This window comes from Kribbella koreensis, from assembly GCF_039525325.1.
GTDB lineage: Bacteria > Actinomycetota > Actinomycetes > Propionibacteriales > Kribbellaceae > Kribbella > Kribbella koreensis.
In genome coordinates this window covers 19,435-32,337 of record NZ_BAAAHK010000016.1, presented here as the reverse complement: position 1 = coordinate 32,337, position 12,903 = coordinate 19,435, and the positions used below count along the sequence as shown (strand labels likewise).

Here is a 12,903-nt window from a genome sequence, read left to right as displayed (position 1 = left end):
TCCGGCCTCTGGGGGAAGCGAATGCGTCTGTACGTCGCCGTGCGCGAAGGCGATTCCGTCGAGATCTCGGGACTGATCGGTAGCGGCGTCGCCTACGCGCTGGGCAAGCTCGGCGCTGCCGGCGACCGATGGCAACAGCTCGACGAGGCGGTGGTTTCCTGCACGGTCGAGGTCGCCGGTACGCCGACCGTCCGCGAGCTGACTGTGCTGGCGCTGACCGAAGCGCGGGCGGCCGGCCAGGCCTCGAGGGTCGACGGCCTCCGGACCTGGCTGGCCGATCCGGCCACCGACGAAGAGTTCGCAGCGGACGAAACCGTCGAGGCGGCCGGGCTGCTGGACGGGGATCTGGTGGTGCTCTACATCGAGCACCGGATGAAAGGGATGTACGACTTCATCCCGGCCGCCGATCCCGCCGACGTCTTCGCGCAGCTGCAGTACTCGGACCGGGCCAGGCGGCGGGCTCGCAAGATCCGCGGGGTGCTGCTCTACACCGACGCGGACGTCGAGTTGGCTGCCTTCGTACGGACTCGTTTCGATGAGCTCAACGCGTTGTCCGGTGAGCTGTTCGAGATCTCGGTCTTCGAGCGACCGCAGAGCTGGCGGACGGCCAGGCGGTACTGGAAGGACCGGTTGAGCCCGGAGCAGTACCGGATGCTGAGCGCGCTGCGATGGCTGAAGTGGACGCCGTACGACAAGCTCGGGGCGTACGAGGTGGCGCGCGAACTCGGCGTACCGGGGGCCGAGCTGCCGTGTCTGGTCCTGCTCGCGTCCGGGCGCGACAAGTACGTCTTCCCGATCGGGGACGCCTCGATGGCAACCTTCCGCCGGCTGTTCAGCGACCTGTCGGCAACCATCGACGGAAGCGGCCCGGACGAAGGCGGGATCGTGCGGCAGCTGGCCGCGGCCGAGCAGCGGTTGCGGGCGGAGCTGGTACCGGCCGCCAGAGGCTATGAGTTCAAGGGCGCGACAGTCGTCATTCACACCGGAGGACAGGCCATGACCGAGAACTTCAACTTCCACGGCCAGACGACCTTCATCAACCGCCCGGTCGACACCGTCATCACCGACTTCCAGAACGCCCACGCAACCGGCACCGACCTCACCAGGCTGCTGCGGCTGGTCCTGACCAGCGACCAGCTAACCGACGACCAGCGCGAACAGGTCGCCCAGCTGATCGACGAGGTGGCCGGCGAGCTGAACACCGCCGACGCCGACAAGACCCGCACCAAGCTCGAGCGAATCAAGACCACCGTGAGCAAGGCGGCCGACATCGCCACCCCCGCCCTCGGCATCGTCGCCAAGGTCCTCGAACTACTGCCCTGACGGGCTCCCACCGCGAAGGTGGGAGCCCGTCAGGCCGGCTAGCGGACGGTGAGGTTGTAGGTGGTGGTGCCGGTCTTGCCGTCGGCCGAGCGGGCCGAAATCTTGACAGCGTAGGTGCCGCGCGGGGTCTGGAAGCTGGTGAAGAACCAGACGTTGCTGGTGCCGTTCTGGGCGATGGTCGTCGGGTTGAAGAAGGTCTGGGTGCCGGCGGGGACGCCGGTGGCGGTGAGGGTGAGGTTGCCGGCGCCGCCGGCGGCCTTGACCACCGTCTGGGCCAGCTGGCCCTGGGTGACGGAGCCGCTGGACGGCGTGGCGGTGACCTGTACGTCCCCAGTCGGCGGTTGGTCGCCTTCGACTGTGAGGGTGACCGTAGCGGTGGCGGTTTTGCCGGCCGCGCTGGTAGCGGTCACCGTGATGGTGTGGTTGCCGGCCGGGGTATTGGTGCCGGCTTCGAAGGTGAGTTTGGCGGTGGAGCCTGAGGCGATCGACTCGGGCTGGAAGGTGGCCTTGGCGCCGGTCGGCAGGCCGGAGGTGGTGAGGGTGAGGTTTTCGGACCCGCTGGAGCCGGCCGTGCTGGTCACCGTGGTCGAGATGTACTTGCCGGCGGCAACCTTCAGCGTGGCCGGGGAGACGCCGACGCCGAAGTCGCCGGTCGGGGGCGCGTCGCCGACCTGGGTCTTGACCCAGTCGCCCATGTCGTTGGTGAGCCGGCCGTAGACGCTGTACCACTTGAAGTCCGAGCGGCTCCAGGAGGCGACGCCGATCACCTTGCCCTGGACGATCAGCGGGCCGCCGCTGTCACCGGGCAGGATGGTCACCCGGCCGTCGGCGTACCCGGCGCAGATCATCGTCGCGGGCTTGAACCCGGCGCCGACCCCGTTGCAGACCTGCGCGCCGTCGACGATCGGCAGCGACGCCTTGTCCAGCGTGACGTCGCGGGCGGTGTCGTCGAAGTCCTTCTTGCCATAGCCGAAGCCCTGCGCGGTCACGCCCGGCTTCTCGAGACCGGCGTCGGCAGAGTTCGCGTACGACGCGTACTTGCCACCCGGCACCGGGATGTCGGCGTCCGTGGTGACCACCGCGACGTCGTACCCCTGGTCGAAGTTCACGTACTTCGGGTGCTTGATGTACGACACCACGCCGACCCGCGTCCCGCCACTGGCGTTCAGATCGTTGAGGCCGTACAGGAAGCTCTTGGCGCCGGCCGCGTCCGCACAGTGCGCCGCGATCAGGATCTTGCGCGGTGCGATCGCCGTACCGGTGCAGGTCTGGCCCTGCGGCCGGGTGCCGCCCTCGCGCAGTCCCGCGATGATGGACGGGAACTCGCTGACGGTCGCGTCCTGCCCACCGGCGAAGTTGGCGCCGGGTGTCGACGACTTGACCGGCACCGTGTCGCCCTCGTAGTTGGCGGCCGTCGGGGTGAAGTTGAGCGACCAGCCGTCGATCGTGCCGGTGTCGAAGCGGTAGACGTCCTTCACCTGCAGCTTCCAGGTGCCGTTGCGGGTCTCGCCCGACGTGTTGGCGGTGAAGGTCTGGTGGAGTCCGTCGGGGGAGCCGACGCCGCCGGCCTTGCGCAGGTTGATGACGGCACCGGATGGCCCGACCAGATCGACCTGGAGGTCGCCGGTGTAGGTGTGGTTGATGTCGACCTTGACGCTGGTCGTCGACGTCCCGTTGCCGTCGCAGCCGGTGATGGTGGTCGAGGTGGAGACCGCTGCGCCCGCGTCAGGGATAGCCGCGTCCTCGGTTGAGGCGCCGCCCGCACACGTCGGTGGCTCGGGGTCGCCGCCACCGATGAAGCCGGTGTAGAGCAGCTTGTTCGGCGAACCGCTGCCCGCGTTCTTCACGACACCGGCGCTCGCGTTGCTGGTCAGCGCCGAGGCGACCGCAGCAGGCGTGGCCGAGGGATTGCCTGCCAGGTAGAGCGCCGCGGCACCCGCGACGTGCGGTGCCGCCATCGACGTACCGCTGATGCTGTTGGTGCCGCCGTTGTTCCAGGTCGAGGTGATCCCCGATCCCGGCGCGAAGATGTCCAGGCAGGTCCCGATGTTGGAGAAGCTGGACCGGTTGTCCTGGTTGTCGGTGGCGCCGACGGTGATCGCCTCCGGCGCCCGGGCCGGGCTGTAGTTGCAGGCGTTCGCGCCGTTGTTGTTGCCGCCGGCAATGGAGAAGGTGACGCCGGCGGCGACCGCCTTCTGGACGGCGTCGTCGACCGACGAGTTCGTCTCGCCGGACAGGCTCATGTTGGCGACGGCCGGCTTCTTCGCGTTCTGGGCGACCCAGTCGATCCCGCCGATCACCTGGGACCACTCGCCGTTGCCCTGACAGTCCAGCACCCGTACGCCGACCAGCGCGACGCCCTTCGCGACCCCGTACGTCGTACTGCCGACCGTACCGGCGACATGCGTGCCGTGCCCGTTGCAGTCGTTGGCGATCGCATCGTTGTCGATGAAGTCGTAGCCGTCGGTCGCCCGGCCACCGAAGTCGCTGTGCGTCTTGTAGATGCCGGTGTCGACGATGTACGCCGTGACGTTGGTGGCCTTGGTCGGGTACGTGTACCCCTGGTCGAGCGGCAGCGCCTTCTGGTCGATCCGGTCGAGACCCCAGGTCGGGTTGGCCTGGCGGTCAGTGGCGTGAGCCTTGCCGTCCTGCTCGACGTACTTGACCTCTGGGTCCGCAGCAAGCTTTAGCGCCTCGGCCTCGGTCAAGGAGGCCGAGAAGCCGCGCAGTGCGGTCGTGTAGGTCAGCTTGACCTTGCCGCCGTACTTGGAGGCCAAGGTGGAGGCCGTTGCGCGAGCACCGTCCTTCAGCACGACGATGTAGCTGCCTGGAATGGTGCCCGGGGCACCGGCACCCCGGATGGTGGGGCTGGGCGCGGGTGGTGGGGCGGCAGCCTGCGCCGGTGGTGCCAGTACTGCGAGTGACAGACACACGATGGCGCCATAGGCCCCTGAGCGTGGGAGTTTCATCAGCTCTCCGTTCGGTCCCCGGCCACCCAGGGCGGAGGGGGTGGGGTGGCCGGTCCGATCACTGTCCTGGCGGGTTCGGACGAGAACAATCCGGGCAGCAGTAGGTAGGGGTACGTGACTATTGGTGCCGGGACCCTCACAGAAATGGGTTTCCCCCCCGTAGGCTCGGCCCCACATCCACGGGAGCGCAGATGGCTGGAGCACCGATCACCAGGACCAGTTCGCCAGTGCTGGTCGGCCGCGCCGATGAGTTGCGCCTACTGGCCGCCACGGCGAGCCAGTCCGGCGTTGCGCTGGTCGAGGGCGAGGCGGGGATCGGTAAGAGCCGCCTGATCAGCGAGTTGCTGCGCGAGCCCGACGTACGCGACAGACACCTGATGATTGGCTTCTGCCAGCCGCTGCGCGAGCCCTTCCCGTACGGCGCCGTGGTCGAGGCGCTCAGGAGCTACCCGCGCCACTCCGGTACTCCGCTAGGCCAGTTGACCTCGGTACTGCGCCCCCTCTTACCGGAGCTCGCAGACCGGTTCCCTGACGCGCACTGGCCAGCTGCAGACCCGGCGACTGAGCGGCACCAGGTGTTCCGGGCCATCCGCGAACTGCTGGCGGCAGCTGGCCCGGCGCTGCTGGTGGTGGAGGACCTGCACTGGGCGGATGACGGGTCCCGCCAGCTGCTGCGGTTCCTGATGACGGACCCGCCCGAGAACCTGTCGATCCTGGTCACCTACCGGCGGGAGGACCTGACGACCGGACCGCCGCTGGGAGCGGAGTACCGGCCGCCGGTCTGGTTGCCGAGCGCGGTAGTCGCTTTGCAGCCGCTCGACCTGGCCGGAGTCCGGTCGCTGACCGCCGGGATTCTGGGCGTGGAGGCGATCGCGGGCGACCTGGCCGAGCTGTTGTATGACCGGACGGCCGGCATCCCGGCGGTGATCGAGGAGGCGGTCCGGACGTTGCCGCTGCCGGTCGATGGGAGTACTGCGCGGCGGGCGCTTGAGCAGGTCGAAGTACCGGCTTTGCTGCGGGATGCGATGGCTGAGCGGCTCTCTGGGCTGGACCAGGAGGCCAGGGAGGTTAGCTACGCAACTGCAGCCCTCGGGATCCCGGCGGCGAGTGAGTTGCTCGGGCGGGTGACCGGTCAGGCTGAAGACGCGGTCGGCGCGGCACTCACCTCTGCATTGGCAGCAGGAGTCCTCAGGGATTCGGGTGACGGCCGCTACGACTTCCGCCACGCGCTGGGGCGGCAAGCGGTCTATGACAGCTTGCCGAGTCCGCAGCGGCAAGCACTGCACCGGAGGATCGCAGAGACCCTCGCAGAGACCAGTCCGCAGCCGCTGCTCCAGTTGGCCGAGCACAGTCGGCTCGCTGGTCGCACGCAGGAGTGGCGGCGGTTCGGAGAGGCCGCGGCCGACAGGGCCGGAGAGATCGGCGACGCCTCGACCGCTACCCGCCTGCTGCAACGCCTACTGGCTGAGCCCGACCAGGCGGTCGAGGCACTGGACCGGCTCGCGTCGAAGCTGGGATCCGTGGCCTACACAGGTCTGGATCAGCGGGACCCGATGGACACCCTCCAGCGGCTGCTGACCGACCACCGGCTCTCACCTGGAGTCCGTGGCGAGGTACGCCTCTACGCGGGCCTGCTGATGATCCGTGCGGCAGGCAGCATCGCGGCAGGCCGGGCAGAGATCGAGCGAGCCCTTGGAGACCTGGTGGACAGACCAGATCTCGAGGCCCGAGCGATCTCCGTCCTGGCCCAATGCTGGCTTGGCGCGGCGACGCTCGACGAGACCGGGCTGTGGGCGCAGCGAGCCGACGAGCGCCTTCACCAGGCCACCGATCCGGTACTGATCACCTCACTGCGCGCGAACCTCCTGGCCTCGCGACTGCACGCCGGTGACCCGTTCGTCCTGTCAGAGGTCGCTGAGCTGGCGTCCGACGGAGCCAGTGCGGCCGAGCTGCGCCACCTGGCCAGGGCGCACTGCAATCTCGCCGACGCGTGCATGTCGATCGGCTACTACGGCAAGGCCACCGACTTCCTCCGCAGCGGCCTCCAGTTCGCCACCGACTGCGGAGCGCCTTTCGTCGTCAGTACTGCGCGCGCGACCCAGGCAAGAGTCGACTGGTTCACTGGCGAGTGGGCCGGGCTCGACGAACGCGCGAGTCAGCTACTGGACGAGTACCGCGACCTGTTCCCGCTCACCAGCGAGCTGTCGCTGGTACTGGCCTCGCTGGCCGTCGCACGTGGTGAGTGGGCTGAGGCCGAGGCCTACCTGGCTGCCACGGGGATCGACGAGCCGGCCAACGCCATCGCGCCGATCGCGTTGGGCAGCTTCGGTCTGCTCGCGTGGATGCAGCTCTCCCGCAATGAGCTCCAGGCCGCAGTGACGACCGTCAACCGTGGGTTGGATCTCCTGCGTCGCAAGCAGGTCTGGTCGTGGGCGGGGGAGCTGGTGCCGTCGGCAGTCGCCGTGCTGCTTGCTGATGGGCGCGATGACGAAGTACGGAAGCTGCTGGGGGAGTTGGACGACTGTACGGCCGACTTGGAGGCGCCGCTGGCACGGGTGGCGTTGCGCTGTGGTCGAGCGCAGCTCGCGGAGTACGAGGGCGACTACAAGCGAGCAGTGGAGCTCTATAGAGAAGTAGAGATCCAGTACGAGGCCCTGCCGGCGCCGTACTTCGCCGCACTGGTCGCGGAGCGCGCAGCGCATTGCGGACTCGCACTGAAGCAGCCGGCCGACGCCTTCGCCAAGCTGGCGGAGACCTTCGACCGCCTGGGAGCGCTCAGGGATGCAGCACGCTGCCGCCACGAGCTACGGAACCACGGAGTCGCTGCTCCGAGCCGCAGAGGCCGCCGCGGCTACGGCGCCGAGCTGTCCCCGCGGGAGCAGGAAGTGGCTCGCCTGCTCGGCCGCGGCCACACCAACCGTGAGATCGCCGACGTCCTGTTCCTCTCACCCCGGACGGTCGAGCAACACGTCGCCAAGGTCCTCCGCAAGCTCAACGCGGCCTCCCGAGCAGACCTGGCCAACTCAGACTGAGTCGGCCAGCACCTGCTCGACGACGTGAAGATCGTCCGTGATCAAGGCCTTCCACAAGGCCCACCCGCGAGCCCGCGCCCAGGTCCCCGCATCCTGCGCGACCGTACGCCGGAACGCCTCACGACTCTCACCCGAGAACATCGTCCAGGCGATCACCAGATCACAAGCCGGGTCGCCGACTCCCGACGTACCGAAGTCGATGACCGCCGACAGCCGCCCATCGACGACCAGCAGATTCCCGTGCGCGATGTCCCCGTGGAACCAGACCGGCGGCCCCGCGAAGGACGAGCCGATCGCTGCCTCCCAGACCTCGGTGCAGGCTGCGACGTCCACCTGATCCGCCAGCCGCACCAACGCTTGCCGAGTCCCGTCGTCGTAGTGCACCGGCGACGCACCCCGGAAGAAGCTGTGCGCCCCACCTGCAGGGCCACCAGTAGCGTCACACCGCTGCAGCGCGCGGATGAACGAGGCTACGGAGACAGCAAAGCCGGGCAGGTCGTCGATGCGGTCCACCGAGGCGGTAGAGCCTTCTAGCCACCGCCTGATCGACCAGTTGAACGCATACCCTTCACCCGGCACGCCCTTGCCCACAGGCTCCGGCACAGCCACCGGCAACTGTGGCGCCAGCCGAGGCAACCACTCGTCCTCCTTGTCGACGGCCGGCGCATAGCCGGCAGCCGTCGGAAGCCGAACAGTCAAGGCATCCCCGAGCCGGTAAGTCCGGTTGTCCCACCCGTCGACCTTCACCGGCGTGATCGGCAGCTCGCTCCACTGCGGGAACTGGGCCTTGATCAACCGCCGGACCAGACCCGCGTCGATCCCTGCACGGCCGTCTGAAGCGCTGTTGTCAGTCATCCCGGCCAAGTCTCCAGTGCGGCCGGGATGCGAGGCAAAGCGTTTTCAGATCGTCAGGTTGATGCCGTAGTCGCGGATCTTGCGGTAGATGGTCGCCCGGGACATGCCCAGGTCGCTGGCGGCCTTGTCCTTGTTGCCGCGATGGATGACCAGCGCCTTGACGACTGCGTCGCGCTCGAGGGACTCCAGCTGGGTGAGTCGCCGCCGGGTAGTGGCCCGGCACTCGCCGGGGAGGTCGTCGAGGTCGATGGTTCCGGAGCGGCGTTGCTGGGCGATGCGCAGGAGGACGCGGCGGAGCTGCTCGACATTGCCGAGCCAGGGGAGGCGCATCAGCTGGGCCAGTGCGCTGGGGGAGATGCTGAGGTTGTTGCCCCGGTTGAGGCGGCCCAGCAGGTGAGGTACCAGCTTGTGCATGTCCTCCAGGTGATGCCGCAGGGGCGGCACCTCCACGGTGTGCGAGAAGTGCGGCAGCAGCTGCGCATCCACCTCGGGGTTGCGCGGCTCGCTCCGCATCGTCAGTGCGACCCAGACCCCGCTGCTCTGGTCATGCTCGAGCAGTAGTCCCGACAGCGCACTCACCGAATCGCTGTCGAGCAGATGCGCCCGGCGGATGACCAGTGATCCGACCCCGGCCGACAACTCCTCAGCAACCGTGTCCAGCCAGCCAGGGCCGCACTCAGAGGCATCCATGATCCGGAAGTGCCCGCTGCCGTTGCGTAGCTGGTTCACCGACCGCAGCAACGCGATCTTGCCGACACCGGCCTCGCCCTCGAGCACCATCCACGAGCCGTTGCGCCGGCTGGTGTCCACCGCCTGACACACCCGCTGCCAAGTAGCGCTGGTCCCAGCAAGCCCAGGCATGACCGGTACTACGCTGCGCACCGTCCCAGTAGTCGAGTCCAGCCCAGATTGCACCTGGATCTTCAACACCCCACCAGCGAACTCCGAACCAGCGAACACCGGCCGATAGTCCAACCGGGCCACCAGCCCGCTCGGTAGATCAGCAACCAGCGTCACCTGCTCCGAGGAGCCAGCAGCGTCGCGTGATCGTGCCAGGAGCGCAGTCTGGTCAACTGGATCGAACCGCTGTTGCGCCTGGCTGTTCATCATGACCAGGTCTCCGCTGAGCGCGATCACCCCACTGCTGGAGTGCTGGCACGCGGCCAGGTAGTCGCGGAAGAGCGCCAGCTCCTTGGCCCCCGACCGCGTCAGCAGTTGCTGCTCGATCTTCTGCGCCGTCGATCGCGCGCAGAACATCAGTAAAGCGTTCGAATGAGACACCGACGAGGTCAGGTCCAGGACGCCGAGCAGCGAGCCCGTCACCGGATGGTGGATCGGCGCACCCGCGCAGGCGAAGCCACCGAGCGGCCCGGTGAAGTGCTCGCTCCCCGTGACCATCGTGGGGACTCCGGCCTCCAAGGTGGTCCCGATGCCGTTCGTACCGACCTGCTCCTCCGCGTAGCTGAAGCCGGGGGAGAGGGACGCCTTGTCGAGCTGCCTGATCAGCGACGGGTCAGGGCAGGTCCGCTGCAGGACCAGGCCGTGCTGGTCGGTCAGGATGATGCTCACCGACTCGTTCGCCAGCTCGTCGGCCAGGGCGCTCAGCACCGGCGCGGCCGACAGCGCGAGCGGCGTCGGGCCCTCCAGCCCCAGGTAGCTGGGATCGACGTTGTCGGTGTCCACCCGCAGCCGGGATGACCGTAGCCACGACGCCTGGATCGACTCGCGCACCAGTCCGGGATCGAGGTCGCCGGACGTCAGGAAGGTGTCCCTGGCCTGCTGCAACAGCCGGCCGGTACGAGGTGTCTCGATCCAGTGCGCTCGTTCCACAGAGGCCTCCCTGCCATCACTCTAGGTGCGTCCGCCTTCCCACTGTGTCTCAGATTGAGACAAGCGCAAGGGGCCAGCCGGGGTGAGATCGGTCCACTTGAAACCCCGAGGAGGCAGACCGTGAGCAGGCAGAGTCTGAGCAAGGCCCACGCCAAGATCACCGAACTGTCCTGGGAGCCGACCTTCGCGACTCCCGCGACACGCTTCGGAACCGACTACACCTTCGACAAGGCCCCGAAGAAGGACCCGCTGAAGCAGATCATGCGGTCCTACTTCCCGATGGAGGAGGAGAAGGACAACCGCGTCTTCGGCGCGATGGACGGCGCGATCCGCGGCAACATGTTCCGCCAGGTCCAGCAGCGCTGGATGGAGTGGCAGAAGCTGTTCCTGTCCATCATCCCGTTCCCGGAGATCTCCGCCGCCCGGGCGATGCCGATGGCGATCGACGCGGTGCCGAACCCGGAGATCCACAACGGGCTGGCGGTGCAGATGATCGACGAGGTCCGGCACTCGACGATCCAGATGAACCTGAAGAAGCTGTACATGAACCACTACATCGACCCGGCCGGGTTCGACATCACCGAGAAGGCGTTCGCGAACAACTACGCGGGCACCATCGGCCGGCAGTTCGGCGAGGGGTTCATCACCGGCGACGCGATCACCGCGGCCAACATCTACCTCACGGTGGTGGCCGAGACCGCGTTCACCAACACGCTGTTCGTCGCGATGCCCGACGAGGCCGCCGCCAACGGCGACTACCTGCTGCCGACCGTGTTCCACTCGGTCCAGTCCGACGAGTCGCGGCACATCAGCAACGGGTACAGCATCCTGCTGATGGCGCTGGCCGACGAGGACAACCGCCAGCTGCTCGAGCGCGACCTGCGCTACGCCTGGTGGAACAACCACTGCGTGGTCGACGCCGCGATCGGCACGTTCATCGAGTACGGGACCAAGGACCGCCGCAAGGACCGCGACTCCTACGCCGAGATGTGGCGCCGCTGGATCTACGACGACTACTACCGCAGCTACCTGATCCCGCTGGAGAAGTACGGCCTGAAGATCCCGCACGACCTGGTCGAAGAGGCCTGGAACCGGATCTACAACAAGGGCTACGTGCACGAGGTCGCGCAGTTCTTCGCCACCGGCTGGCCGGTCAACTACTGGCGGATCGACCCGATGACGGACGAGGACTTCGAGTGGTTCGAGTTCAAGTACCCGGGCTGGTACAACAAGTACGGCAAGTGGTGGGAGAACTACAACCGCCTGCGGTACCCGGGCAAGAACAAGCCGATCGCGTTCGAGGACGTCGACTACCAGTACCCGCACCGCTGCTGGACCTGCATGGTGCCGGCCCTGATCCGCGAGGACATGGTCACCGAGAAGGTCGACGGCCAGTGGCGCACGTACTGCTCCGAGACCTGCGCCTGGACCGACATCAAGGCGTTCCGGCCCGAGTACGAGGGCCGGCCGACGCCGAACATGGGCCGGCTGACCGGGCACCGCGAGTGGGAGACGCTGCACCACAACCGCGATCTGGCCGACATCATCAAGGACCTCGGCTACGTCCGTGACGACGGCAAGACGCTGATCCCGCAGCCGCACCTGGACCTGGACGACCAGAAGAAGCTCTGGACCCTCGACGACGTGCGCGGCATCAACTTCGCCAGCCCGAACATCCTGCTCAACGAGATGTCCGACGCCGACCGCGAGGCGCACCTCGCGGCGTACAAGGCGGGTGGCCCTGGTGGCCGGCCGGCGCCGGCCGTCGCCTGACCCAGCAAGCAGATCGGTGGCGGCGGACCCTGGCGACACCCCGCCGCCACCGGTCGCTCCCCAGCCAGAACCACACAGCCCTTGAGGAGCAGGTTGATGGGTGACAAACACGTCGTGCGGTTCGAACCCGTCGATCTCGAGATGGAGGTCGACGAGGACGAGACCGTGCTGAACGCCGCCTTCCGGCAGGGCATCGCGCTGATGCACGGCTGCAAGGAGGGCCAGTGCGCCGCCTGCAAGTCGTTCCTGCTGGACGGCGACGTGCAGATGGACCGGTACTCGACGTTCGCGCTGGCCGAGTACGAGAGTGACGAGGGCTACATCCTGCTCTGCAAGTCGCACGCGTACTCCGATCTGACCGTCGAGCTGATGAACTACGACGAGGAGGAACTCCGCAGTGCTGTCCCGCTGCAGCACCTGCGGACCAGGGTCGCCGCGATCGAGCCGGTCACCCGCGACATCGTGTCGCTGCGGCTGGACCTGGTCGAGCCGGACAAGTTCACCTTCAAACCCGGCCAGTACGCCGACATCGCGATCCCGGGCCACGACGCGCACCGGTCCTTCTCGATGGCGACGCTGCCCGGCGACCCACTCGAGTTCCTGATCAAGAAGTACCCCGGCGGGCACTTCTCCGGCCTGCTCGACGGCGGCCTCGAGGTCGGCGACGAGCTCGAGCTGGACGGACCGTACGGCACCTTCACGCTGAAGAAGGCGTCGGACCGGCCGATCCTGTGCATCGGCGGGGGAGCGGGGCTGGCCCCGATCCTCAGCCTGCTGCGCCATGTCGTTGCCGACGGCATCGACCGGCCGGTGCGGTTCTACTACGGCGCCCGGACCCACGAGGACCTGTTCTACCTCGACCAGATCGAGGAGCTGGGCGCGGAACTGCCCGACTTCAAGTTCGTCGGCGTGCTGTCCGAGAGCTGGCCGGACGACTGGGAGCACACCGGGTTCGTGACGGAGGTGGTGCAACGGCTGGAGCCAGGACTGGCCGGGGCCGACGCCTACCTGTGCGGGCCCCCGCCGATGGTCGACGCGGCGATCGACCTGCTGGAGACGGCCGGCGTACCGCGTGAGCACATCCACTACGACAAGTTCACCACTTCGGTGGCGGAGTAGGA

Annotated in this window: 7 protein-coding genes; 4 read left to right on the top strand and 3 right to left on the bottom strand. The window is 67.8% G+C overall.

Annotated features, from left to right (window positions below; genetic code table 11):
- Positions 1-21: 21 nt before the first annotated feature.
- Entirely contained in the window at positions 22-1,323 is a 1,302-nt protein-coding gene (locus ABD116_RS29400; protein WP_343977411.1) for a hypothetical protein, read from the top strand.
- 38 nt (positions 1,324-1,361) lie between these two features.
- Here the strand turns inward: ABD116_RS29400 and ABD116_RS29395 are convergent, their stop codons facing one another.
- Positions 1,362-4,292 (bottom strand): S8 family serine peptidase, encoded by a 2,931-nt coding sequence (locus tag ABD116_RS29395; RefSeq protein ID WP_343977404.1) that lies wholly within the window; start codon positions 4,290-4,292, stop codon positions 1,362-1,364.
- 191 nt (positions 4,293-4,483) lie between these two features.
- Between ABD116_RS29395 and ABD116_RS29390 the strand changes: the two genes are divergently transcribed.
- Positions 4,484-7,324: a helix-turn-helix transcriptional regulator gene (locus tag ABD116_RS29390; RefSeq protein WP_343977401.1), complete on the top strand. Its 2,841-nt coding sequence runs from the start codon at positions 4,484-4,486 to the stop codon at positions 7,322-7,324.
- Here ABD116_RS29390 and ABD116_RS29385 read toward each other — a convergent pair.
- Positions 7,316-8,179 (bottom strand): aminoglycoside phosphotransferase family protein, encoded by an 864-nt coding sequence (locus tag ABD116_RS29385; RefSeq protein ID WP_343977398.1) that lies wholly within the window; start codon positions 8,177-8,179, stop codon positions 7,316-7,318. The genes ABD116_RS29390 and ABD116_RS29385 overlap by 9 nt on opposite strands.
- Before the next feature lie 45 nt (positions 8,180-8,224).
- A complete protein-coding gene (locus ABD116_RS29380) occupies positions 8,225-10,009 on the bottom strand; it encodes a sigma-54-dependent Fis family transcriptional regulator (RefSeq protein ID WP_343977396.1) in 1,785 nt (594 codons plus the stop codon).
- A 120-nt stretch (positions 10,010-10,129) separates the two neighbouring features.
- Between ABD116_RS29380 and ABD116_RS29375 the strand changes: the two genes are divergently transcribed.
- Both ABD116_RS29375 and ABD116_RS29370 read left to right on the top strand, forming a co-directional pair.
- Positions 10,130-11,782 (top strand): ferritin family protein, encoded by a 1,653-nt coding sequence (locus tag ABD116_RS29375; protein ID WP_343977393.1) that lies wholly within the window; start codon positions 10,130-10,132, stop codon positions 11,780-11,782.
- Between the two features lie 96 nt (positions 11,783-11,878).
- On the top strand, positions 11,879-12,901 hold the full coding sequence (locus ABD116_RS29370; protein WP_343977389.1) for a 2Fe-2S iron-sulfur cluster-binding protein: 1,023 nt from the start codon (positions 11,879-11,881) through the stop codon (positions 12,899-12,901).
- The last annotated feature ends 2 nt before the right edge of the window (positions 12,902-12,903 follow it).

Bases quoted from the DNA above. Each gene is read 5' to 3' on its own strand.
- ABD116_RS29395 (WP_343977404.1), bottom strand. From the start codon at position 4,292: ATGAAACTCCCACGCTCAGGGGCCTATGGCGCCATCGTGTGTCTGTCA.
- ABD116_RS29400 (WP_343977411.1), top strand. From the start codon at position 22: ATGCGTCTGTACGTCGCCGTGCGCGAAGGCGATTCCGTCGAGATCTCG.
- ABD116_RS29370 (WP_343977389.1), top strand. From the start codon at position 11,879: ATGGGTGACAAACACGTCGTGCGGTTCGAACCCGTCGATCTCGAGATG.
- ABD116_RS29390 (WP_343977401.1), top strand. From the start codon at position 4,484: ATGGCTGGAGCACCGATCACCAGGACCAGTTCGCCAGTGCTGGTCGGC.
- ABD116_RS29385 (WP_343977398.1), bottom strand. From the start codon at position 8,179: ATGACTGACAACAGCGCTTCAGACGGCCGTGCAGGGATCGACGCGGGT.